Origin of the sequence: Larkinella bovis, assembly GCF_042655385.1 — a bacterium.
Taxonomy (GTDB): Bacteria; Bacteroidota; Bacteroidia; order Cytophagales; family Spirosomataceae; genus Larkinella; species Larkinella bovis.
In genome coordinates this window covers 112012-137215 of the sequence record NZ_JBHSMA010000012.1, presented here as the reverse complement: position 1 = coordinate 137215, position 25204 = coordinate 112012, and the positions used below count along the sequence as shown (strand labels likewise).

The following is a 25204-nucleotide window of genomic DNA, read 5'->3' as shown; positions in this document are numbered from 1 at the left end:
TTCGTGTAACTTACGACGTGTATACAAGTCCATAAAACCGACTTCACTCCACCCCTACCTGCCGACCGCTCTATGGAAGCGTTTCTGTTAGTCATCGTCATTGTCCTGATTCTGATCGGGTTTAGTCGATTCAGTGATATCAAACAACTGGTTCAGCGACAGAACGAAGAACTGGGCCGTCTGCGGACTGACGTCACCGGAATCCGTAGCCTGCTCGAAGCCGATACCCGACCGTCGACCACACCCACGATGCCGGACGAACGCGGAGCGGTGATCGACGTCGTGGAAGAATCGGCTCCGCCCGTGGCTGTGCAACCCGAGCCGGAACCGGTTCCCGAACCGCTTTCCATCGAACCACCGGTTTTCAAGCCGGAGGGCGTTTTGCCCCCGCCCATTCCGCCAGTGGTCGCCGAACCGGCCCGACCGGTGCTGCCCGCGCCCGTCAAGGTACCCGCCGAACCGCAACTTTCGTTCTTTCAGCGGTTTCTGCGCGACAACCCCGACCTGGAGAAATTCATCGGCGAAAACCTCATCAACAAAATCGGGATCGGGATTCTGGTGCTGGGCATCGGTTATTTCGTCAAATACGCCATCGATCAGGACTGGATCAACGAATTGGGGCGGGTGTTCATCGGCATTCTGGCGGGCGGGGCGCTGATCGGTGTGGCCCACCGGCTGCGGAATTCGTTCGGGGCGTTTAGTTCGGTACTCGTCGGTGGTGGGCTGGCGGTTTTGTATTTTACGATTGCCATTGCGTTTCACGATTACCACCTGTTCAGCCAGACGATCGCGTTCGCGCTGATGGTCGTCATCACCGGTTTTTCGATTTTACTGGCGATCTCGTACAACCGGGTCGAACTGGCCGTGGTGTCGCTGGTGGGCGGTTTTGCCACCCCGTTTATGGTCAGTACGGGCGCGGGCGATTACCGGGTGTTGCTCACGTACATTCTCCTGCTGGATGTCGGGATGCTGGTGCTGGCGTATTTCCGGAAATGGAATCTGGTGCACGTCGTGGCCTACGGTTTTACGGTTTTGCTCTACGGTGCCTGGCTTTCGGATGTAATGATAGACCATAAACTGCCGACCACGGGCGCGTTTGTTTTTGCGGCCCTGTTCTACAGCGTCTTTATGGCGATGAATCTGATCAATACCCTGAAAGAAAAAAGCCGGTTTTCGGCACTGGAAATCGCCCTATTGCTCAGCAGCACCGCCTTCTTCTTTGCCGCCGGAATGGTCATTCTGGAAAATAGTATTTACAAAGCGTTTCAGGGTTTGTTCACGGTGTCGCTGGCCGTGGTCAATTTCGGACTGGCCGCGTTGCTCTACCGCCGGGAAGCCGTCGACCGCACCCTGATCTACCTGCTCATCGGGCTGGTCATTACGTTCGTCAGCCTGGCCGTTCCGGTGCAGCTGGACGGCAATTTCATCACCATGTTCTGGGCGCTGGAGGCCGTGTTGCTGCTGTGGCTGGCCCAGCAATCGGGCTTGCGGTTTGTGGCGGCTGCGTCGGTGGTGGTGACGGGACTGATGCTGGTGAGTTTAATCATGGACTGGATGAGCCTGTACGGCCCGGCTTCCACGCAGGCCCTGCCGGTCGTGTTCAACAAAGCCTTCATCACGGGTTTGATTGCCGGAGCCGGTCTGGTCGGCACGCGCTGGCTGCTGAAAAACCAGCCGGAGCCCATCCGGTTCTGGATCGGCGACTTACCCGCCGACGCCTACCGACTGGTGCTGACGTATGGTACGGGAGCCGTCGTTTACCTGACCGGGTTGCTGGAACTAGACTATCAGGTAGCGGGGCACTTCGGTTTTGGGGCCAACTATACGATCCTGCTCGGCTGCTACAACCTGCTTTTTGCCGCCGGGCTGGTTCTGTGGGGACAGCGGATCGGCAGCCGCAGTAGCTACTGGAAAGCCGCTGGCGTGGGTCTGATCGGCATTATTGCCTATCTGAGCACCTACAGCCCGGCCACGATGAGCCTGCTCGACGATTATTTTCTCCGCGACGAACCCAGCCTGATCGGGTTTCCGCTGCATTACCTCAGCCTGCTCGGAACGCTGGTCATTCTGTGGCTCATCGACCGCCACAAAAACCGGCTCGAACCGCTGCCCGCCGTCCTGCTGCGGCTCTGGCCCTGGTTCATGAGTTACGTCATCGTCTATATGGCCACTTCCGAACTGTTCGCGCACGTCATTTATTTCAGTTTTTCGGGATCAAAAACCGGCGGGTTGGCAAGTCCGGCCGCGCTGGCCCGTTTCGACAACCTGCTGATTCAGATCAATAAAGTGGGCCTGCCGATTCTCTGGGGCCTTTGCGCCTTTGCGTTCATGTGGGTGGGCCTGAACCGTAAAAACCGCCAGCTCCGGATTGTGTCGCTCAGCCTGTTTGCGCTGACCATTGCGAAGCTGTTCCTGTACGATATTCAGGGTATTTCGGAGGGCGGAAAAATTGCCGCCTTTATCTCGCTGGGTGTCCTGCTGCTGGTCATTTCGTTTATGTACCAGAAAATCCGGAAGCTCATTCTCATCGACGACGCCCATGCGACGCAGAATCCGATTGCTTAGTCTGACGGTTTGGGGGCTGGTAATTGGTGCCAGTAGTCTTGCCCAGCATTTTCAGTTCCGGGCCGAACTACCCGCCGTACCAAAAACCGGTTATTACCGCATCGAACTGCCCCCTTCGGTCACCGGCCGCCTGAAAGCCGACCGGTCCGATCTGCGGCTGTACGACGAAAAAAACCGGGAAGTCCCGTATCTGCTCACGAAAGACCAGCCCGTTCAGCAAACGCAGTTCAACGGCTACCAATTGGTTCAGAAAACCGTCGTGCCGCGCGTGGGAACGACCCTCGTGCTGCGGAATCCGGCCAAAAGTCCGATCAACTCGCTGGGCCTGATCCTGAAAAATACGAATATCCGCAAAACCGCCCGGCTGAGCGGGAGCAACGACGCCCGAACCTGGTACGGTATTGAGGAGGATTACCGACTCGAACCCGTCACCAGCAGCGCGACGACCTCGGAAGCGAAAATGCTCGATTTTCCGCTGAGCGACTACGAATATTACCGACTCGACATCAACGATTCGCTGAGCGCCCCCCTCAACATCCTGCGGGTCGGGTATTACACCAAGACGGTCCGCGCGGGGACTTATTCAGAAATTGCCGGGATTTCGGTTACGCAACACGACAGCGCGGATCGGAAAAGTTACGTCCGTATTGCCTTTCCGACGCCGTTGCGCCCGGAAAAACTAACGATTTCGGTGCAGTCGCCCGCCCAGTACCGCCGGAGCGTCGAACTCGCCCAGCTTCGGTCCCGAAAGCGGAAACGTGGGGCTTCATCTCCTTTCTTCGAAACCGTGCAGGCTTTCAAACTCAACTCGAAAGACAGCCTGCATTCGGTGTATGTGACCAACTTACTCACGCAAGAATTATACCTGATCATTGATAACCAGGACAATACACCCTTACGGATTGAAACTATCAAAGCCTATCAATCAACTACCTACCTGCTGGCCGGCTTAAAAACCGGCGAATCCTACCACCTCGCATTTTCCGACCCGCTCGTCGAAAAACCGGCTTACGATCTGGTGTATTTCAACGATAAAATACCGGCCAACCCGCCCATCATACAACCCAAAGCACCCGCCCCCACCCGACCTGCCGACGCGGCTTCCCCGCCTTTTCTCACCAACCGCTGGCTGATCTGGAGCGCGCTGGGCCTGGTGATGCTATTGCTCGGTTTTCTCTCCTACCGCATGTTAAACGAGATGAAAAGCCGTTAGCCAACCGCCCGCGACTTTTCTCCCTTTACCGGTTTTTCAGTGGCTGGTGCGTTCCCACAACCGGTAGACCGCAGCCGCCACCAGCCCCCCAACCAGATACCAGCCTACGGTCATGGCAGCCGTAGCCGGAGTGCGGGCACTCGGTTCGGTACCCAGCCTCAGCGGACCGGGCAAGGCAACGGCTCCGAGTCCGGCAACGGCCCCGAGCGCCGATCCCAGCAGCCAGGCATTCCTGGGACCGCCAACACCTACCAGGCTATAATACAACGAATTGGCCACGATATCGCCCGCCAACGCCAGGGTATGGAGTTCGTCGTCGGGCGGTGGTTGGTGACCGGTGGCCCGTATGCCTTTGGCAAGGGCCCGCATGCCCAGCAAATCGGCGCGGGGCGCATCGGCGACCAGCCGACGTGCTGATTCGTGCAGGGCCGTTAAAGCAACGGCCCCGGCTAAACCACTTCCGAGCGATTGAGCCACGTTTTCGGACGTCATTTTTTCGTTCATAGCTTCTTTAAAAGTTTATCATTTATAACCGCATTTACCGCCGGAAGTTGAGATTATCCGTATTTTTCCAGCCTGTAGAGTAAATCGAACCAACCGGCGGGTTTATCCCTAAACTAAAACCCATGAAACCCCTTATCAAAGTCGCCTTCATTGCCCTGCTCGTTGGTGTTCTGTTCGGTTTTCAGCAGGATAAACCGCCCCGGCTGCAGGTGTTTCTGCTCATCGGCCAATCGAACATGGCCGGACGCGGTATCCCCGAAGCGGAAGACCAGCAACCGAATCCGCGCATCTGGATGTTGACCAAAGAGGAAACCTGGGTTCCGGCCCGGGATCCGATGCACTTCGACAAACCCAAAGTCATCGGGGTTGGACCCGGTTTTCCGTTTGCGAAACGGTTGGCCGCAGCCTATCCTCGTCTGAACATTGGGCTGGTGCCCTGCGCAGTGGGCGGTTCGGGTATCGACGTCTGGAAACCGGGAGCGTATTACGAACCCACGAAATCGTATCCGTACGACGATGCCCTGCGCCGGGCGAAAAAAGCGCTCGAGAACGGCGAACTGGCCGGTTTTCTCTGGCACCAGGGTGAATCGGACTCGCATCCGGAAAAGTCGGACGTTTACGGCCAAAAGCTGGCGGAACTGGTGCAACGGTTTCGGAACGATCTGAATGCCCCCCATGTCCCGTTTGTGGTCGGTACGCTGGGTGACTTCATCGTCAGCCGGAATCCGCACGCGAAAACCATCAACGAGACCTTGCAGCAAGCGACTAAAACCATTCCCAACAGTTATTTTGTACTGGCCTCCGGTCTGACGCACAAGGGCGATAGCACGCATTTCGATACGCCTTCCGCCCGCACCCTCGGCCAGCGGTATGCCGAGGTATTCATTCAACGCAAACTCCTGAAAACGAAACCCTGACCGTTCTTATTCTCTTCGTATGTCCCGTTTTTTCACCATTCTGCTTGTTCTGGTAACCGCCGGAAAAGCCCAAAGCCAGTTGCTAAGTGATTCCGTTTTGATCGAAGGCCATTACCGGACGTTTCATTTTCTGAAACCGGCCAAACCCAATGCCTCGCTGTTGTTTGTACTCCACGGGTCGGGCGGTACTGGAGAAAGCACCCGGAAGGGTGCCGGAAAACTGGAAGAAATTGCGCCCGCCGAAAACATCCTGCTGGTGTATCCCGACGGCTATAAACGGTACTGGAACGAGTGCCGCAAAACCGCCCAGTCGGCGGCCAACCTGGAAAACATCAACGACAATACGTTTTTTGACGAAATGATCGGGTATTTCCGGAAAAAGTACCGGATCGACACCCGGCGCGTTTTTGCGGTCGGCACCTCCGGCGGGGGGCACATGGCGTATAAACTGGCGCTGACGATGCCCGAAAAATTCCGGGCCGTTACGGCGCTGATTGCCAACCTGCCCGATACCAGCAACCTCGACTGCCCGGAAAAACGGGTGGCCGTTCCGGTACTGATCGTCAACGGAACGGCGGATCTGACCAACCCGTATGACGGGGGGGAAGTGAAGGCCAATGGCATCAGCCTGGGGCTGGTGCGCTCGACCGACCGGACGTTCCGGTACTGGTCGGAACTGGCTGGTTATCAGCAAAAACCGACAAAAGAGCTGCTGCCCGATACCGATCCTACCGATGGCAAAACCATCGAACGCTATACCTACAAGACAAAAGGCAAACCCGAGGTGACGCTGCTGAAGGTGCTGGGCGGCAAGCACGATTACCCCAACGACATCAATGTGTATCTGGAAGCCTGGGCTTTTTTCAAACGGCAGCTGCGGGAATAAAGGGAAATCAACCCGAGTCAACAGACAGGAAGTGGAATCATTTAAACGACCGGGTCGTCTGTATTTCGGTACCCAAATTAGGTACCTTGGTCCGCTTCCCTGTTTTGCCGAGTAACACGGCGATTTGCGTTGCCCGCTCCTTACGACTCCGCGCAACGCTGCAAAATAATCCATCAACCGGATTGATCTAACGTTTGTGAAAACCGAATCCACTCCTTTTACCTCCGTCAAAACGCTGGCCGCCCGCGCCGGGATTGACTGGTTTTTAATGGCCCTGCTGGGCATGATCGGCCTGGCCTATCTCTGGCCCGAACCGGGTATTCAAAAGGGGCCGTTTTCGCTGGATAATCTGGCGAATATCGGCGTGTCGGTCATTTTCTTTTTTTACGGCCTGCGGCTCAGTGGCGATAAACTGCGGGTGGGTCTGAGCAACTGGAAACTGCACCTGACCATCCACCTGACCACCTTCGTGCTGTTCCCCCTGCTGATTCTGGCGGGGATGGCCGTGTTTGAAACCGACGAAAACCGCCTGTTGTGGCTGGGGGCGTTCTACGTCGCGGCTCTTCCCTCCACGGTTTCGTCCTCGGTCGTGATGGTTTCCATCGCGGGCGGGAACCTGCCGGCGGCCATTTTCAACGCCAGCATTTCCAGCCTGATCGGTGTGTTTATCACCCCCTTGTGGATGGGCCTGCTGTTGTCGACTAGTTCGGGCGATTACGACCTGGGCAGCGTGATCGCCAAGCTGTCGTTGCAGGTGATTGCGCCGGTAGTGCTGGGCATTCTGCTCAACCGCTGGCTGGGCGCCTGGGCCGAACGCTACAAGAAAGCATTGGGTACGTTTGATAAAGTGGTGATTCTGATGATTGTCTACACCTCGTTCTGCGACTCCTTCGAACGTCGAATGTTCCAGGGCCTGACCTTCTGGGATTTACTCGAATTGGGCGGCTATATGCTCGGCTTGTTTTTTCTGGTTTACGGACTGGTCAACCTGGTCAGCAAATGGCTCGGTTTTAACCGCGCCGACCGGATTACGGCCCTGTTCTGCGGCTCTAAAAAGTCGCTGGTGCAGGGCAGTGTCATGGTCAATGTACTGTTTCCGGGTAACGTGGTTGGCATTGTGCTCTTGCCCATCATGATGTACCACGCCCTGCAATTAATCGCGGCCAGCGCCCTCGCACAAAGCCTCGCCCGGCGAACCTGAGCCCTAACACCCGACCTCGCTGGATTTTTTGCTTGTTTATTGCCTTGATCGAATCCGTCTTAAACGCATCCTGCCAGTGAAACGTCTCCCCTACCTGCTGACCATTACCACCGTTTTTCTCCTTTCGTTCAGTGCTCATCGGATCGGACTACCGATTTCCCATTTACCCGTCCAGGCCGCTACAGAACCGCAGCCGAAAGCCGCTCCCCGGCCCAACATCGTCCTGATTATGGCCGATGACATGGGTTATTCGGATCTGGGCTGCTACGGTTCGGAAATCCCGACGCCCACCCTCGACCGACTGGCCAGTAACGGCGTCCGGTTTACCCAGTTTTACAACACCGCCCGCTGCTGCCCCACCCGGGCGTCGCTGATGACGGGCCTGTTCCAGCACCAGGCCGGGATTGGCCACATGACCAAGGAGCCGAATAATGCCGTTAACTTCGATTACGGGGTGTACGGTTACCGGGGCGAAATCAACCGCAACTGTGTCACCCTGGCCGAAGTGTTAAAATCCGCGGGCTATCATACGTACATGGCCGGAAAATGGCACCTTGGTTCCTCGACACCGGATTTGCGCCCCCGCCAACGGGGTTTCGACCGCTATTACGGGCTCTTGTCGGGGGCCAGTAGCTACCTCGACCCGGTGCACCCGCGGGGTATCTGGCAGGATAACGAACCGCTGGCGAAAGTAACGCAGCCGTTTTACACCACCGATGCTTTTACCGACCACGCCCTTGCATTTCTTCGCGAACAGAAGGATGACGAGCCGTTCTTCCTGTACCTGGCGTTTACCGCTCCGCACTGGCCACTGCACGCTCTGGAAAAAGACATTGAACAATTCCGGGGCCGATACCAGCAGGGATGGGATGCACTCCGGGAGCAGCGGTTTCGGAAACAGGTAAAAGCCGGTCTTGCCTCCCGGTCATGGGGGCTTTCGGAACGACCCGAGATCTATCCGGCCTGGGCCGAACTGGATTCGGCCAAACGGCAGGAAATGGATTACCGGATGGCGGTTTATGCCGCGCAGATTTCCCGTATGGATCAAAATATTGGCAAAGTCGTTGATTACCTCCAGAAAACCGGGAAACTCGACAATACCCTGCTGGTCTTTCTGTCCGACAATGGCGCTTGTCAGGAAGGCGGGGTTCTCGGGGGCGGCAAGCCCTCCGACATCAACGACCCGGCCAAAGGCGGAGCGATTTCGTACGGAGGAGTCTGGGCCAATGCGTCCAATACGCCTTTCAGGGGTTTCAAACACGTTTCGTACGAAGGCGGTATTTCAACGCCCCTGATCGTGCATTACCCGGCTGCGCTGGCCCGGCAAAAAGGTAAAATCACGGCAACCCCGGGCTACCTGATCGACATCATGCCCACCGTTATTGACGTCAGCGGAGCGACCTACCCGACCGTAGCCAACGGACAGCCCATTCAGCCACTGGAGGGAAAAAGCCTGATTCCGGTGTTGACCCGAGGGGTCCGCCAGTTGCACAAGTACATGTACTGGGAACACGAAAACCACCGGGCCATCCGGTTTGGCAAGTGGAAAGCCGTGGGCATGATCGGGCAGCCGTGGGAGTTGTACGACCTGGAAACCGACCGGACCGAGCAGCATAACCGGGCCACCGAACTGCCGGAACTGGTCAAAAAACTCGATTCCCAATGGACGACCTGGGCCAACTCGCACCACGTTTTTCCAAAAGGTACCATGAAGGCCGACTTCCGGAAAGCGTGGAATTTCTTCCGGGTGACGAACTAGTGGTGCCCGTAGTTCGGACCATCTGTCGAAAAACGTCTGCTTCACTACCGGCTACGGTTAGAAGGTTAGGCGGTATCCTGAACTCCCGAACCTTGCCCACGAGCCGAAGTATAGCGTTTCCGGGCACCAACGCATTCACCCCACGTCCGACCATTGAGCTTCACGGTAGCGTACATCGCTGAATGAATCCAGTCCCTTACCCTATTCCTGCCTTCCACTCCAAGGAAATAGCGCAAAACAAAGAATTTGTGCTATTATTTAAAGAGTAGTAAATTTTACCGCTACCCTTCCGCTTATTTAGACTGAATCTTATTTAATTTGCAAGCTATTGCGTCGCCTTTCGCATCTAACCAGTTTGCTTAGTCAGTCGTTCAACACGTATATCGGCATGAAAAAACTATTCGTCACCCTTCTGGTCGGCCTTGGCCTTTCCGCCCAGGCGCAGAAAAATACCCTCCTGGAATCGTCGTTCTGGCAAACCAAGCCGGACGTGAGTCAGGTTAAAGCAGAAATTGAAAAAGGAAATAGCCCATCGCAATTGAATGCAAATAGTTTTGATCCCGTTGTGATGGCCATCAATGCTCAGGCTCCCAACGAGACAATCAAATATCTGCTGGCGCAACCCGGCAACGACGTCAATAAGGTCACCCACGATAGCCGTATTTACCTGCACTGGGCGGCTAGCCGGGGGAATGTGGAGTTGATGGAATACCTGCTGGCGAAAGGTTCCAAAGTCAACGTGGAAGACAGCCACGGAATGACGCCCCTAAATTTTGCGGCCGGGGGCGGTCAGCCCAACACCCAGGTGTATGACGTATGCCTCCGGAACGGAGCCAATCTGAAAAAAGACCTGAATCATGACGGGGCCAATGCCTTGCTGATTGCGGTGGCCAATGATAAGGAACTTAAGCTAACCGATTATTTTATATCGAAAGGACTGGATCTGAAAAGCACGGATGCGTCCGGAAACAACGCGTTTAGCTATGCGGCCCGGGGTGGGAATCTGACGATTCTGAAAGCCCTGCTGCAACGGGGTGTACCGGCTACCGACCATGCGCTGATTATGGCCAGCCAGGGCGGCCGTCAGGGCGGGAACTCCATCGAGGTGTTTCAGTACCTGGAAAGCCTGAACCTCAAACCGACCGTGACCAATAAGGCGGGGGAAAACGTTCTGCATGCCCTGGTTCGCCGGCCCAAGCAGAATGAAATCATTCGGTATTTTCTAGCCAAAGGCGTCGATGTCAACCAGGCCGACGACGAAGGCAATACGGTTTTTATGAATGCCGCAGCGGCCAATCGCGACCTGGCGGTGCTTGACATGCTACAACCGAAGGTTAAAAACATCAACCAGGTCAACCACAAAGGCGTGTCTGCCCTGGCGATGGCGGTACGGGGTAATTCGTCCGACGTGGTGGCTTATCTGCTAGCCAAAGGGGCCGACGTGAAGGTAACGGATAAAACCGGTGATAACCTGGCTACGTACCTGGTGCAGTCATACTCCTCCAACAACGGTCCCCGACCGGACGGTCCCCGGCCTGGTGGCTCGCCAGCCGATGAATTTGAAGCAAAACTGAAACTGCTTCAGGACAAAGGCCTTGATATCAAAGCCCCGCAGCAAAACGGCAACACGCTCTATCACCTGGCGGTGGTCAAAAATGACCTTTCGCTGGTGAAACGGCTGGAAACGCTTCAGCTTGATGTGAACAGCAAAAACAAGGAAGGCCTCACCGCTTTGCACAGAGCAGCGATGATTTCGAAGGACGACGCTATCCTGAAATACCTGCTGTCGATCGGCGCTCAGAAAGATATTCCGACCAACTTTAAAGAAACTGCCTTCGATCTGGCCAGCGAAAATGAATACCTGGCCAAAAACAAGGTTTCCGTTCATTTCCTGAAATAACCTATGTCTTATTCCCTGAAAATCAGTTTACTCGCATTGATAATCGCCGTTTCCCGACCAGCGGCTTCGGTTGCTCAATCGGGTTCCTCTCAATACAAGTGCATGATCCAGATGACCAATTACATGGGAGAAAAGGCCTATATCGCCGTTTCGCTCATTAACGGAAAAGGCGCTTACGAGAAAACCCTGTACGTACTCGGTTCTGATAAAAAATGGTATCCGGACGTCAAGGCCTGGTATAAAGCTCTGGGTAAGAAAACGCCCAACATCAGTGCCATCAGCGGGGCGTCGGTGGCCGGTGGCGATCGCAGCGTGATCGTGCTGGAAATCGACAATTCAAAGCTCAACAAGGATTACAAACTACGGTTCGAAAGCTCTGTGGAGGATAAGGAGGATCACGCGAAAGACGTTGAAATTCCGCTCACGACGGAAGGACTTTCCACGAAAAGTGAAGGGACGGGTTTCATTCGTTACGTACGCTTCAGCCCCAATTAACAGCGGCCTGCTTTATGACCATTTCTGTCTGGAGATACAGCCACTTAGCGTTGGCTGTATCTTCTTTTCTTTTATTGGCCCTGGCCGCCCTTACGGGCATCATTCTGGCGTTCGAACCCGTGTTGCAAAAAGTCCAGCCCTATCGTACCGACGGCTTTACGGACCTGACGCTGGCCCAGACCCTGCCAGTTCTGAAAAAAAGTTTTTCGGAAATCAGTGAGCTGAGTGTCGACGCCAACCAGTTTGTGCGGGTTAAAGGGATTGATGCCGATGGGAAAAACCGGACCGCCTTTGTGGATCCGCAGACAGGCGACATTCTGGGAACGCCTACCGAACAAAGTGAATTCTTTCAGTGGGTGACGGCCTTGCACCGCTCGCTGTTTCTCCACGAACTGGGGCGTTTTTTCATCGGGTTAACCGCCTTTCTGCTGCTCCTGATTACCATTTCGGGTACCCTGCTGATCATCCAGCGACAACGGGGCATCAAGCGGTTTTTCACCCGAATCGTGCGGGAGAACGTTGCTCAGTATTACCACGTGGTGCTGGGGCGGCTGTCGCTGATTCCGATCATGCTCATTGCCCTCTCTGGAACGTACCTTTCACTGGCGCGCTTTGGCCTGGTTGCCACGGAGAAAATTTCGCCCCAAATCGATTTTGACGCCATTCAGTCAAAACCGGAACGGAAACCGGCGGATTTTGCGGTTTTTCAGAACACCCGGCTATGCGAAGTCCAGACCATCGAATTTCCCTTTTCGGACGACGTTGAAGATTACTACACGCTGAAGCTCACGGATCGTGAACTGGCCGTTAACCAGGTTACGGGCGAGATTCTTAGCGAAAACCGGTACCCGACGGCCCTTTTACTGACCAACCTGAGTCTGGACCTGCATACCGGTCGCACGAGCGCCGTCTGGGCCATCATTCTGGCCGTTGCCACCGGCAATATCCTGTTTTTTATTTATTCCGGTTTTGCCATTACCTGGAAACGACTGGCGAATCGCGTCAAAAAGAATGTGTATTCCGCCGACGAGAGCCGGTTTATCATCCTGGTCGGCTCGGAAAACGGGAGTACCTTCAAATACGCCCAGCTCATTCACCAGCAACTCCTGAGCCGGGGCGAGAAATCCTACCTGACCGAATTCAATAATTACACGGTTTTTCCCAAAGCCGAATACCTGCTGGCAATGACAGCCACGTACGGACTTGGCGATGCGCCCACCAACGCGAAGAAATTTGCGGCTCTGCTCGATCAATACCCGCAATCCCAGCCCATTCGGTATTCGGTTCTCGGCTTCGGGTCCCGGTCTTATCCCGACTTCTGCCAATTTGCGTTTGAGGTAAACCACCTGCTAGCCCGGCACGCGTGGGCGAAGCCGCTCATTGATATTCATACCGTCAATGACAAGTCTCCGGCAGATTTCCAGTTATGGGCCGAAACCTGGTCCGATCAAACCCATTTGCCCCTAACGGTATCGGCCGACCAGTTGAACGCTCCGGCTTCTGAGCTTGACACCCTGGTGGTCACCAGCCATACGCAAACCACGCAACCCGATGGCACCTTTTTAATTCGCTTTCAGACCAGCCAGCGGCAGGAGGTTACCTCGGGCGATTTGCTGGCCATTTATCCGGCCAACGACCACCGCGAACGGCAGTACTCGATCGGGATGGTGGACAACGAGCTGCAATTGAGTGTCCGGCTTCACCCCGGCGGATTGGGGTCTGGTTATCTTCATGGATTACAACCGGGCGAAAGCATAAAGGCCCGCCTGGTCAGGAACGATCAATTCCATTTCCCGGACAAAGCCCCGGTGGTGGTCATGATCGCCAATGGGACCGGTATCGCCCCCTTTCTGGGGATGATCAGCCAGAATAGCCAGAAAGTCGTCTGCCACCTGTATGGTGGGTTCCGGGAACGATCGTCGTTTGAGCGGTATCGGGATTTTCTGGAAAAGAGCCTGTCGACGCAACACCTCACCCGGTTGCAGGTGGCTTATTCCCGGGAAGGCGAAAAACAGTACGTCAGCACCCTGCTGGCCCGCGATACGGATTTTATCGCCAACGTACTGGCAACGAACGGCGTCTTGATGATCTGTGGCTCACTGGCCATGCAAAAGGACGTCTTTGACCTGCTCGAAACGATCTGTCAGACCAAACTGGGCAAAAGCGTCAGCATTTATCAGTCGCACCGGCAGATCCTCACCGACTGCTATTGACCCGGGCCGACCTTACAGCTTGGTCGTTTGAAGGTTCAGGCTGGGCGACGAAAACACCTGGCCGTCGTCTGTAATCAGGATATACCTGTATTCCGGGTACTTTTTTAATAATTTCAGACCGGCTTCTTTTCCCAGCACCATGAGCGAGGTACTGAATCCATTCGCCGTTTCGGCACTGGGGCCGAACACCGTCACACTGCATAATCCCGTCGCCGGGTAGCCGGTGGTGGGGTTAATAATGTGGGCATACCGCTTGCCATTGAATACGACAAACTTCTCGTAACTACCGGACGTTACCACGGCACTCTGCCGCAGCGGGACAATCGCGAGTAAGGTGTCGTTACGCAGGGGATTCGTGATGCCAACGATCCAGTCACGTCCGTCGGGCTGCTTTCCCCAGGTACTCATATCGCCGGAACCGTTGACAATTCCGGCTTCAATTCCTTTGGCCTTCATCAGGTCCCGGCAGCGGTCGGCTGCGTACCCCTCCCCCAGTGCGCCGAAGCCGATTTTCATTCCTTTCCGTTTCAGGAAGATCGTCGAACGCGCCCGATCCAGCACGATATTTCGATAACCGACCTTCTCCACCGATTTTTTAACCGCTTCCGGACTGGGCATCTCCGTCATCGATCCGTCAAACTTCCAGATCCGGTCCATGGCCGCGAAGCTAATATCGAAAGCGCCCTTCGTAATTTTGGAGAAATGCAGCGCCCGTTCCGTCAGGGCAAACACCTCGGGGTCGACCCGGACCGGAGCAATACCCGCCTGTTGGTTGACACGGGAAATCTGCGAGTCGGTTTTCCAGTCGGAGATCAAATTCTCGATTCGGGTCACCTCCTGAATCACCATGTCAATATGTTGTTCTGCCGCTAACGAATCCGGAGCGACAATGGTAATATCAAACCGGCTGCCCATCAACTTAACCGTCCGTTTTCGCAGCACCTGGGAGGTTGCGCTAAACCCCGATAGCAGCAGGAAGAGCAATACGAATTGTTTCATGGCGGTGTCGATCGACCCTCCAGCGTGGACGGCCACAGCTGGGGTGCGGCTCGTTCAGCCAGTTATGCCGACTGACAAAGATAAAGGGTCCGGCGCTGGAATCGTGTACCGGGCTCAATTTTTGGGTAGCCGACGAAAAGACAGAAAAAACGGAACGGAGTTTACCCCATAACAACCGGGAAGCCGACGAAAAAGACAAACCTCCTGGTTACGACCCCGTTACCCAACCCACAATGGCTGGCCCCCAATAATACAGCGTGAAATAGTACGTACCAATCAGCAGAAAACCGGTGGCGGCCAGCAAAATAAGCGACGACACGATGCGCAGAAATGGCGAAGCCTGGTAAGAACGGGCCCGGATGAACGCTTCAGCGACCACCAGATTGGGCAAATAGAAAAAGAAAGCCATGACCCGGTCGAACGGCCCCGAAAACGACGAAGTATGCCCCAAGCCGTCGGCCAGCAGCAGCCAGAAACCGTAGTCCATGCGGTACAGCCACGAGCCAATCGCCAGCGCGTAAAGCCGCAGCGCCCAGGCCCGGTGTTCATCCAGTTTTCGGGCCACGGCGTACCGGTAGGTCTGAAGACCCGCCACCAGCATGAGCAGACCGTACAGCGAAAAACCGGCATCCATCACCCAACCGCCGATGGTTCCTTTCAGGGCGATGAATACCAGTCCGCCAATGGCCGCCAGCAGTGACGAAAGCACATACAGCCGACCGATCCAGCGGTGTACGGCCGGAAATCGAACCCGAACCGCATCGATGAGCTGAATACTGCCCAGCACCAGAATTATACCGCCGGTGGCAAAATGCAGACCGATTCCGGTGGTTGCTGCGGTGGTGGCCGGTTCGTACAAGCGGGGCAGCACCTGGTTCCAGCGCGCCATGTTGCCTTCATACAGGGCCGCTGCGTAGAACGCCAGAATGTATAAGCCGAAGAGGGCGGCACTGGCCCAGACTGTTGCAACCAGCATCCGGCTCGACCACCGCAGCGCCGTAAAACTGAAACGCACCAGCGGTTTGGCGGCCCTTACCGGCGGAATGGAGTCGGTCAGCATCTGGCTCACGAGAGCAGGTCATTACTGATTTCCAGATGATTTCCGGACTTGCTTCTCCGGAAAAACCGGAAAGCCGTCACCAGATACCCCCCGCTCGCCAAAGCGTAGGCAAACGGCAGGGCCTTTTTGCCATCGTGAAAATACAATCCACTGACAAGGCCGAGCACCACGGCTTCGGCCAGAAAGACCAGGGCATCGAAGCTCCGCACCCGATGCGCCAGCCGGTGATGAAAAAAGTTCATCACCACGATGGCCACGCCGATGAACCCCAGAATGCCCCCCGTCAGGACGTGGCCGTGCTCTGCTTTATCAAACGCTTTAATCAGGATGATGGCGCCCGCCAGAAAGTGCGCCAGTTGTTTTTTCGTTTCTTTCGAGATCGCCATTGAAGTGCGGTTTTTGTACTTACCGGAGTTAATCAGTGGGGTGTAGATCGGCCATGGGAAGCTCCTCAAGTTAGCAAGAAAATCGAAGAAAGGGAAGCCTCGTAAAGTAAAAACCGGCTCCGGTGTCCTAAAACCGGACAACGGGCGGGTTGGGATATCAGAAAATGAACCGCATCGGATAGAATTCCTTAAAAATCAGGCCGCTAGCCCGGGCAAACAACCGGCCATCAACTCTTGCTCATGTTCGTCAGCGCAGTGCTCAGCAGTTGCAACTGAAACCGGGAATACATGGCATGTTCCTGTACGTTGTCATAATCCTCATCCATGAGGGTGCCCGGGATGTGGGCCAGCCCCAGCATATGACCGAGTTCGTGCTTCAACACCTGCAAGAGTCGTTGGGGCCTCCTGGCCTGAACAATGTTAAAGACCACCCGGTCGATTTTAATAACGCCCAATTTCCGGCAGATGTGCTGCACCCCGTCCGGTTTGAAATAATTCCCGGGAATGCCCAGGCCCAGGGCGGTTTCATTGCCGACAAATTCTTCAGCGGCTTTGTACGTAGACTGGTTTCCCGCTCCGTCCGTGATAAACAAGGTTACCGGAGGCAGTTCATCCGTGAGCTGTTTCGCCACAAACGCTTTTTCCGGGATTTTATGAAAAACCAGCAGTTCTTCCAGCGATCCAGTCGTAATCCGGGAAGGCCCCTCGGTCGATTCGAAATAAACGGGAAAGTCCATCACGGCCATATCCTCCCGTTCCTGCTTTGTCGGGTCCCGATCGAAATAGGAAACCGTAAACGTGAATGTTTCCAGAATCTGTTTGACGGCGGGCAAAATGGTCGGGGTGCTGGCCATTTGCCGAAAGAAGGCTTCCAGTTGCGTCTTCAGCGCCAACGCGCTCAGGCCAGTATCACCGAGTAATCCTTTCCGGTCGAATAACCGGATGGCCACGGCCTGGCTCCCTTTGTTCGGCGAACAAGGGACAAATATCTTCGGAACCTCCTTCCGACCCAGCCCCATAAGCCAGCGTGTCGTACTGCCCATCTTCCGCTTTCCTGATGTATCCACGTTCAAGATACAACCCGGTTTTCATCCATCCACTGTCTTCTTCGCCCTTTTGAGCGAACGGTAAGCCTGTGATTTACAGCCTACAATACCTCACACCGATCAAACACCAAGCCTCCCGAGCGGTTGATCGGGGTGGTTATCCCGAGCATCACAACCCCCGGATACGATGATGAACGTTACGTATCCGGGGGTTACCAATGCGTAAATCAACGGCCGAAATAATGCCCCATCCGGAGGTCGTCCAACAAGCTGCGGTGCGTGGGTTGCCAGCCCAGTAGCGCCCTTGTTTTTTCGCCGGAAGCCGGGCTATCGAACTGAATAAACCGGCTCATCCAGTCGAAATGCCGGGTCACTTCCTCGGGCGCGATCGAGACGACGGGCAGGTTCAGTTGCTGGCCGATGACTTCCGCGATGTCCCGCACAGCAACGCCTTCATCACCGATGGCATTATACCGCACCGCACCGGCTCCTTTCTCCAAGGCCAGTCTGAAAAGCCGGGCCGCATCAAGCCGGTGTACGGCGGGCCAGCGGTTTTTACCATCGCCAACATAAGCCGACACACCTTGTTGCCGGGCCGTGTTAATCAGAAACGGGACAAAACCGCCATCGCCCGCATCATGAACCGAAGGCGGCAACCGAACAACGGATGCACGTACCCCCGCTTCCGCCAACGAAAAAGCGGTTGCTTCGGAGGCCCGTGGAAAGCCGGGGGCCGGATCGTCTTCGGTAATCACACCGCCATCGGTTCGCAAGCCGATGAGGCCGCCGGTCACCACCAGCGGGCGGTCCGAACCAGCCAGAACGGAGCCAATCGCTTCAATGGCCCGTTTATCCGTTTCGGCTGCCGCTACATAATTCGAAAAGTCGTGAATGAAGGCCGTATGGATGACGCCATCGGCTCCGTCGGCCCCCTTTTTCAAACTGTCCAGGTCGTCCAGGCTCCCCCTCAGAACAGTAGCCCCGGCCCGGGTCAGCGACTCGGCGGAAGCATTGGAACGAGCCAGCCCAAGCACCTGATGACCGCCCCGCGTTAATTCCTGTACAATGGCAGAGCCGATGAAGCCGGAGGCTCCGGTTACAAATACACGCATCGTTTTCAATGATTTAGTTAGCAATCGGGTGCCACCGCACCCACGAATTCACCGGGCAAAATTGATGAACGAAGAAGCAATAAAAGAGGACATTTGTCCCTATTTCACGGACCGTTGCGCTTGGGCCTGCCGGATCCGGGTCAGGGTTTTGAGCGAAACACCCAGGTAAGAAGCCACCATGCGTAAGGGAACCCGTACCAGAATGCCGGGGTAGGTGTTGATGAAATCCTCGTATTTCTCCGCGGGCGTGGCACTGATGGCGGTATACAGGCGGTTTCGGCTAAAATAAAGGTTTCGGGAAATGAGCCGCTCGGAAAAATCCTTGAGAGCCGGTATCTGATCAATCAGGGCGTCAAAGCGGTTTTTACGCCATACCATTACCTGACTATCTTCCAGCGCATCAATGTGGTAGGCCGACGGCGTACCGTTGGCGTAACTTTCGCCTTCGGTTGTCCAGGAAAGTTCCGGGGAAAACTGCATGAGGTGTTCGCTGGCGTCCGGTCCAATCCGGTAGGTCCGCAAAAAACCGGTAACCACAAAGATCTTATACCGGCAAACCTCACCGGCGGACAACAAAACCTGTTTTCGACGAAGGGTTCTTTCCTGGGCAGCCGCACCAATCAGCCGAATTTCATCGTCCGACAAGCCGGTGTTCTGCGCCTTGATGTATGTTTCGAAACCGGCAACCATTTCGTTTTTCAATCCTGAAAAGGACACTAACAGGAATGTCTACACCCCTGCGAATCCCGCAGGCTCAGTCGATAAGTTCAAACAACAGGGTCACTTCCCCACCCAGTTCGATCTGATCCCCCGATTGCAGCGGATACGTCATCCCGGCAATATCGGCCCGTTCGATGGTGTCGTTCGGATGGATAAGCTTCGTTTTATTACCACTGGCGGGCAGACCGCCCGGGTCTACCAGCAGCCGGTAGCTTCGTTTGGCCGGATCGAATTGAATCGTAGCGTGGGCGCGGCTAACGGCCCGGTTTCCCACCCCGATCTGGGGATCAAACGCCGGGTCATCCTCGTGCAGAATCACAAGGTCGTTGGTCCGGACCCGGCCCGAGCTGGTCTGGCTCGTCCGGCCCCGGCCCATGTAAAAAATCGTCTTCTGCTCCGGATCGAGCAGATACGCGGGCTGCTCCGCCTGCCCAACCAACACCGTAACTCTGGCCCGTCGAGCGGGTCCTGCCGACCGGTGGGCATCCAGCACAACCAGTCCCAGATTACCCTCCCGGAAGGTACAGGCAGGCAGTTGTTCCCGAAAAAAGGCACACTCGAATTGCCAGTCTTTCGGCAGATTGACATAATGATCCGCCAGTTGCCGGTTCAGCTCGTTCTGAAACCTGCCGGGCTGACTGGCCCATACCGCCACCCGGTACACTTCTTCCTCCTCCGGATTTCCGCACAAAACCAGCACCTGCAAACCGACGGGCGCGTTGGCGGGCTCATTCTGGTAAATCCGCAGTTTATCGATCACAAACCGGATGACCTGATCGCGTCGCTGGGCGGCTGGTGGCGGTCCCGTTTGTTGCCGCTGGTGCGGTTTAGGAATGGATTCTCCCTCCTCCGGAAGAACCGTAGAGGAGCCAAAGCCAAATAAGTTTTTTACGGTTTCCAGAATACCCATCACCTCGTGTTTTTAATCAAAAGCTCCCTAAATAACCCCGTTTTTGTAAGATCGGGGCAACGACGGTATTCGCCAGCTTGACAGCGTCCGCCGACGAATCACCCAATTCAATCCGCACGCAAACGACCGTATGCGAACGGCCATCCGGCGTTGGCGCAAAGAACACGAACCAGCCGTCGTTTTCCTGTTGTCCGAGCACAATCCGCTCGGGCGTCCCGGTTTTGCCCGCCACCCGAACCGCACTGATTTTAGATCGTCCTCCGCCTGGATTGGACTGTTCAATCATGAAATCCGTCAGTTGTTCCGTATAGTCCGGTTTTCCAATGGCCTGCCCTGCCGGTATCGCCTGCGGTTGCCCGGCCCGACTCAGCACATAACGGGAGGGCTGCAAAATGCCCCGATTGGCAATGGCCGAAGCCATGCGGGCCATGGCTCCCGGCGTAGCCGTCAACTGGCCCTGCCCCCACGCCAGGCCCGAAAACTCACTCCGATACCGCCGGGGATAGCGATCGCTCAGGTACAGTTTCCGGCGCACCACAAACGACGAATCACGCCAGTGTTCCCGAATGGCCGCCCGCTCCGCTTCCGTATGCGTATCGGCGTACGAATAGCCCCCGATGTAATCGACGTTCATACCGGTTTTCAGGTAAAGATCGGCCAGTTCGTTATCCAGTTTCTGATCGTTGGCCAACCGGATAAAATAAACGTTGCTCGACCGGACGATCGCTTTCCGCATATTCACCGGCTCCCCGCAGGGCTCCGATTCGTAAGTTCCCCGCCGGATGATCTCCTGACAGCTTATCGGGTAGCTGACCGCCGAAGCGGAGATCCCCAGTTTGTTAAACGCAGCCATGGCCGTCAAAATTTTAGCCGTGGATCCCGGTGCCGTCGGGAAGGTCATGCCCAGATCCCGTTCTGTTACCAAATACGGCAGCTTCATCCGATCCCGGTCGGGCAACAGCATGGGTTCCGGCGTTTTCAGATTCGGCAACGGATGCATCGCCGACGCCAGCACATCGCCCGAAGCGGCATCGAGCACGACGGCCGAAAGCCGGTGGTTCCGGTAGTCGGAAGTCGCCAGCGCTTTTTGCAGGACCACCTGTAATTCGGCGTTCACACTTAGCTGTACATCCCGGTTTTGGGCTTTGCGCCGGTCCACCTCGCGGCTGTCGATCCCGGCCCGCAGGGCGGGAGCCAGTTCGCGGTAGTCATACACGGTTAACGTACGGTTTTGTTCCACCGGCGGGCTGAAGCGGTCGGCCCGGTAACGAGTCGTCACCAGCGTTGTTTTGCGCGGGCGGCTGTTGAAACCGCGCAGTTCGCTATAATGCGTCGCTTCGGCAAAATACCCATTGCTCTGTCCCCAGAATAACTGCGTATTCAGATCACCGACCCAGAAAAACAGGTGCTCATTGAAGGGGTAATAGCGTCGCAGTCGCTTCTGCTTCAGTTCGTTCAGGGCCCTGGACTCAAGGCCGGTTTGCTGTAAACGGGCCGTCTGTTTGGCCACGACCTCCGGCGAACTGGTGGCCAGCACCAACCCATTCCGGTCGTAAATCGTGCCGGAGGCCAGCTCCCGGGTAAGCCGCTCGATGCGGGGATTGTAGCTATAAACCGGATCGCCATTCCGCGTCACCACCCGAACCGGCCGCACAATGTATTCCTCCCCCCGCCAGCCAATGACCGGCAGTAAACGACCAATCAGGATCAAAACGCCGATCAGAAAACCGGCAATGCCGGCCATCAAAACCGGATCGTAGTGTTTTTCCAGGTATGCCCGCTGGCTGAGCTGGCCGGGTCGGTGCGCCACACTGAAAACCGCCCCCAGCGCCGTCAGGTTGAAAATGAGCGCTATTTTGCCGTAACTCAGAAAAGGCACACTAATACCGGTTAGCGGTAAAAGGCCGATGGAACCACCCGCAATGATCAGAAACTGCACACCGGTGGCGATCGCAATTCCGGCTACCAGAAAAAAACTGAACGGTTGCCCCGCCCGGCGGGCCTGCAGAAAAATTCGGTGGAGCAATATACCGAGCAGCAGAAACACGGCGATCAGTCCCAAACCGCCCAGTTCTTCGCCGATGCTGGGAAGAATCATGTCGGTATGAGCCGCAGGCATGGCAGCCGCAAAGCCTTTGCCCAGCCCCTGGCCCGTCCAGCCCCCCGACGATAAGCTCCAGAACGCGTGCGCCAGGTGATCGCCCCCGTACACATCGTTGTCCCAGGGACTCAGCCACATGGCCTTTCGGTCGGCCAGCCGGCTGCCTACGTAGGGCAGCAAATCCCCGAAGGAAAACATTGCCATCACCAGCAGCAGCAAAACCGGGGCTTCGGTGAACAAGGCCGCCCAGCCCAGCCGGGTCATCGACCGGGCCTCTCCGCGCCAGAGCAGAAAACCGATCAAAAGTCCAAAGATCACTATCAACGCCAGCCAGCCGGGCAACCACCACAATGCCACGCTATAGCCAACGCCCGTGGCCAGGGTCAGCGCCAGATTGCCCCGGGCGATGCTGTAGAACAGCAGAAACGTAAAACACACCACCAGGGCCGGTCCCATATCCCCCAGCAGGAGATAGAGCAGCATGATGAGTCCGGCTCCCGCCATGGCTCCGAAGCTCACCGAAAACCGCCAGCGCAAATCGGGCAGCTCGCGGATTGCCTGTTCATGGGCGGCAAAAAAACCGGCAAAAAACAGCAGCAGCAGGTATTTCGTGATCTCGCTGGGTTGGAATGTCAGACCCGGCAGCGACAGATTGACCCGTACCCCGCTCCCTTCCGGCCCGGTCCCAAACAGCAGGGTCAGCACCGCCAGCCCAATTGCCAGCACCAGCCAGGTCCAGCCGACCCGTCGGACGGACGAGCGGGAGCGGAAGGCAAACAGCGCGTCAAACCGCCAGTCGGCGTAGAAACGGCCAATGTTCAGTTGCGAAACGATCGTCATCCCCAGCAGACCCAGCGCAACCCCCTGTAGCGTTTGCCAGGCGTAGAGCGTGTCCTGCAAGGGGTCCTGAATGGCCAGCAGCGTCAGCGTAGAAATCCCGGTGAGGAGCATCACCACCGGCAACACCAGCGGATCGGACTGAAACCGGCGAAGCGTCCAGAAGCCCTGAACGGCCCAGAAAGCCAGCAAAAACAGCCCGGCGATGGCCCAGAATTGTAGGGTAAAATCGCCGGGCGTCCGGACGACGAAGGCCTGATCGGCTTTCAACTGGCCGTACACGACGGAACCGATCAGCCGTAACTGATGCGGGCGGGCCGCAAATGCATACGATTGATCACCGGTCAATCGGCTCGTGCCACGTCGGCTGCCGAACTCAAAACCGGGTTTCAGCGGCACCACGCTGTAGGCCGAATCGGCTTTCAAACCCGCGAACGAAAACTGACCGGCGGCATCGGTGCGGGTATAAAAATACTGGTCCTGTAGCGTATCGGCCTGGGCCGTCGGCGGGTGGCGTTTCAACTGAACCAGCACGCCCGCCAGGGGCCGGTCCTCCTGGCTGACCCGACCAGCGATGGCCCGGTTTCCGTTCCCGACCGTCAGCGTGGCTGCATACGGCCTAGGTTGGGTCAGTTCCCGATTGTACAGCACGGAGTCGAAACCCATCTGCTGACGGGAAAGCTGCAGGCGGTTTTGAAACTCCGGGCCGCCAACGGGACTCCGCCAGGCCAGCGGAGCCCGCACCGAAAAGGCCCGTTTATTAATGGCCCCCAGGTTTTCCAGTGCGCCGTCCTGCGAAAGTTGGGCGGTGAGCGAATCCGCCACCAGCATCCGGTCTTTGGCATCGGCATAATAGTTACCCGCGTTGAGAAGCCGCTGGATGACGGCCGGTTTTATTCCCGCTTTCAGCGTTACGGCCCGTCCTTCTTCAAGGGCCTGCCCGACCTGATCCAGAGAAGGTAACAGATTGACGTACAGTCGCAAAAAAAGCAAAAACAACAGTACAGTTCCACCCACCAGATAGAAGCGTCCAGACGGAACAGAAGCTAATTTCATTCGTTGAGCTTACAGGGAAAATGAAACATCAATTCGTCGTTCGGGTTGAATCCGGGGTTGTTCGGGTGGAATCAGGTACCGGTGCGGGTGCCGTACGCTGGGTAGAGTCGACCGGGGGCGCGGAATCGGTGGGTATGGTGTCGGCATCGGCGGGGGTTTCCTCCACCGGATACTCCTCTCCTGCCCTGGTAGTATCGGTTTGCATCACCTCCGAACGCAATGAGTCCGACTTGCTGAACGTATTCTGATCCGTTTCAAAACCGCTCGTCGTGGGTTGACTCCGGTAAAAAAGGAAGAAGCCAACCAAAACCGCTACGACAACAACGCCCAGGGTCACCCACGTCCAGTTGACGCCCGAAACCGGGTCGTCCTCCGGTTCAGGCGTGGTGAAATCAGGCTCGGCTGGCGTTGGAACCGACACCGGAGCGGCCAGTGTTCGGTTTCGAACCGGCGCGGGCGACGCGCTGGTTCGACCCGCCTGCCAGTACTCCACATTAGCCTGCCCGAGCAGCACCTTCAATTCATGGACTTCACTCAGGCGTTGGGCCGGGACTTTGGCCAGGAGCCAGGGAATCAAGGCCTCCAGGCTCGGCGGGAGGGATTGATCCGGCGGTTGTAGAGCGGGCGGATCGGACCGCAGGACTTGATTCATGAACGAAGCGATTCCGGCACTGTCGGCCATCGAAAAGGGAACCCGCCCGGCCACACACTCGTACAGCACCACGCCCAGCGAATAATAATCCGTGGCCACATCCACCCCGCGCGGGTTGTCGAACTGTTCCGGGGAGGCATATTCGTAGGTCATCAGCGACTGGCCCGTCATGGTCTGGGTCTGTTCACGCAGCCGGGCCACGCCAAAATCCGTCAGCAGAAAATGGTATTCGCCACTGGGCAGGAGCCGGTACAGAATATTTTCGGGTTTGATGTCGCGGTGGATGATTCCGCGCGGGTGAATCGCTTGAAAGGCCCCGGCCATTTGCAGTCCCAGCCGGATGGTGCTCGGAACGTCCAGATGCCCTTTTTCCTGAAAAAGTGTCCGCAGATTGCCTCCTTCCACCCATTCCATGACGATAAAGGGCATCGCCAGATCAAGGGCGACCTCCCGGACCGCGACGACGTTGGGGTGCCGGATTTCGGTCATCAACTGGGATTCCAGTCGAAACCGGCGGAGGGTTTCCTCATCGGTATTGAGGGCAAAATGCTTGATCGCCACCAGATCACCCGTTGCCAGGTGACGGGCTTTTAAAACCCGGGCGTTGGAACGGCCGATTTCTCCGATGATCTCGTAGCCCGGAAAATGAGTATTGACGCTTACGGTTGGCAT

Annotated in this window: 19 protein-coding genes; 9 read left to right on the top strand and 10 right to left on the bottom strand. The window is 56.4% G+C overall.

The window, feature by feature from the left end:
- The first annotated feature begins 72 nt into the window (after window positions 1-72).
- Window positions 73-2565, top strand: coding sequence for a DUF2339 domain-containing protein (locus tag ACFPMF_RS24075; protein WP_379849923.1), 2493 nt, complete (start codon window positions 73-75; stop codon window positions 2563-2565).
- Window positions 2540-3778 (top strand): hypothetical protein, encoded by a 1239-nt coding sequence (locus tag ACFPMF_RS24070; RefSeq protein WP_379849921.1) that lies wholly within the window; start codon window positions 2540-2542, stop codon window positions 3776-3778. Before ACFPMF_RS24075 ends, ACFPMF_RS24070 begins: the two co-directional genes overlap by 26 nt.
- Window positions 3779-3814: 36 nt before the next feature.
- Here the strand turns inward: ACFPMF_RS24070 and ACFPMF_RS24065 are convergent, their stop codons facing one another.
- Window positions 3815-4282, bottom strand: a complete 468-nt coding sequence (locus ACFPMF_RS24065) for a hypothetical protein (protein ID WP_379849919.1) — start codon at window positions 4280-4282, stop codon at window positions 3815-3817.
- A 122-nt stretch (window positions 4283-4404) separates the two neighbouring features.
- Here ACFPMF_RS24065 and ACFPMF_RS24060 point away from each other — a divergent pair, with 122 nt between their 5' ends.
- The 7 genes from ACFPMF_RS24060 (at window position 4405) to ACFPMF_RS24030 (ending at window position 13653) form a co-directional block, all read left to right on the top strand.
- Window positions 4405-5199 carry a sialate O-acetylesterase gene (locus ACFPMF_RS24060; protein WP_379849917.1) on the top strand — a complete coding sequence of 265 codons (795 nt, stop codon included), beginning with the start codon at window positions 4405-4407 and terminating at the stop codon, window positions 5197-5199.
- Window positions 5200-5218: 19 nt separating this feature from the next.
- Complete coding sequence (locus tag ACFPMF_RS24055; RefSeq protein ID WP_379849915.1) at window positions 5219-6085, top strand: CE1 family esterase; 867 nt, start codon at window positions 5219-5221, stop codon at window positions 6083-6085.
- A gap of 268 nt (window positions 6086-6353) precedes the next feature.
- Entirely contained in the window at window positions 6354-7286 is a 933-nt protein-coding gene (locus tag ACFPMF_RS24050; RefSeq protein ID WP_379849981.1) for a bile acid:sodium symporter family protein, read from the top strand.
- 76 nt (window positions 7287-7362) lie between these two features.
- Window positions 7363-9045 (top strand): arylsulfatase, encoded by a 1683-nt coding sequence (locus tag ACFPMF_RS24045; RefSeq protein WP_379849913.1) that lies wholly within the window; start codon window positions 7363-7365, stop codon window positions 9043-9045.
- Window positions 9046-9433: 388 nt separating this feature from the next.
- Window positions 9434-10945, top strand: coding sequence for an ankyrin repeat domain-containing protein (locus ACFPMF_RS24040; protein WP_379849911.1), 1512 nt, complete (start codon window positions 9434-9436; stop codon window positions 10943-10945).
- 3 nt (window positions 10946-10948) lie between these two features.
- Window positions 10949-11440 (top strand): DUF2271 domain-containing protein, encoded by a 492-nt coding sequence (locus ACFPMF_RS24035; RefSeq protein WP_379849909.1) that lies wholly within the window; start codon window positions 10949-10951, stop codon window positions 11438-11440.
- Window positions 11441-11490: 50 nt separating this feature from the next.
- Window positions 11491-13653, top strand: coding sequence for a PepSY domain-containing protein (locus ACFPMF_RS24030; protein ID WP_379849907.1), 2163 nt, complete (start codon window positions 11491-11493; stop codon window positions 13651-13653).
- Window positions 13654-13665: 12 nt separating this feature from the next.
- Here ACFPMF_RS24030 and ACFPMF_RS24025 read toward each other — a convergent pair whose 3' ends face one another.
- The 9 genes from ACFPMF_RS24025 to ACFPMF_RS23985 all read right to left on the bottom strand — a co-directional run bounded on the left by ACFPMF_RS24025 (window position 13666) and on the right by ACFPMF_RS23985 (window position 25204).
- Window positions 13666-14652: an FAD:protein FMN transferase gene (locus tag ACFPMF_RS24025; protein WP_379849905.1), complete on the bottom strand. Its 987-nt coding sequence runs from the start codon at window positions 14650-14652 to the stop codon at window positions 13666-13668.
- Between the two features lie 208 nt (window positions 14653-14860).
- On the bottom strand, window positions 14861-15712 hold the full coding sequence (locus tag ACFPMF_RS24020; protein WP_379849979.1) for a DUF2306 domain-containing protein: 852 nt from the start codon (window positions 15710-15712) through the stop codon (window positions 14861-14863).
- 5 nt (window positions 15713-15717) lie between these two features.
- On the bottom strand, window positions 15718-16098 hold the full coding sequence (locus tag ACFPMF_RS24015) for a hypothetical protein (RefSeq protein WP_379849903.1): 381 nt from the start codon (window positions 16096-16098) through the stop codon (window positions 15718-15720).
- Window positions 16099-16325: 227 nt separating this feature from the next.
- Window positions 16326-17165 carry a zinc metalloprotease gene (locus ACFPMF_RS24010; RefSeq protein WP_379849901.1) on the bottom strand — a complete coding sequence of 280 codons (840 nt, stop codon included), beginning with the start codon at window positions 17163-17165 and terminating at the stop codon, window positions 16326-16328.
- 206 nt (window positions 17166-17371) lie between these two features.
- On the bottom strand, window positions 17372-18256 hold the full coding sequence (locus ACFPMF_RS24005; protein WP_379849899.1) for an SDR family oxidoreductase: 885 nt from the start codon (window positions 18254-18256) through the stop codon (window positions 17372-17374).
- Between the two features lie 99 nt (window positions 18257-18355).
- Window positions 18356-18946, bottom strand: a complete 591-nt coding sequence (locus tag ACFPMF_RS24000) for a Crp/Fnr family transcriptional regulator (RefSeq protein WP_379849897.1) — start codon at window positions 18944-18946, stop codon at window positions 18356-18358.
- 64 nt (window positions 18947-19010) lie between these two features.
- The gene (locus ACFPMF_RS23995; RefSeq protein ID WP_379849895.1) at window positions 19011-19886 is read right to left on the bottom strand and encodes an FHA domain-containing protein; all 876 of its coding nucleotides are present in this window, start codon (window positions 19884-19886) and stop codon (window positions 19011-19013) included.
- Between the two features lie 16 nt (window positions 19887-19902).
- Entirely contained in the window at window positions 19903-23880 is a 3978-nt protein-coding gene (locus ACFPMF_RS23990) for an FtsW/RodA/SpoVE family cell cycle protein (protein ID WP_379849893.1), read from the bottom strand.
- 28 nt (window positions 23881-23908) lie between these two features.
- On the bottom strand, window positions 23909-25204 hold the full coding sequence (locus ACFPMF_RS23985; protein WP_379849891.1) for a serine/threonine-protein kinase: 1296 nt from the start codon (window positions 25202-25204) through the stop codon (window positions 23909-23911).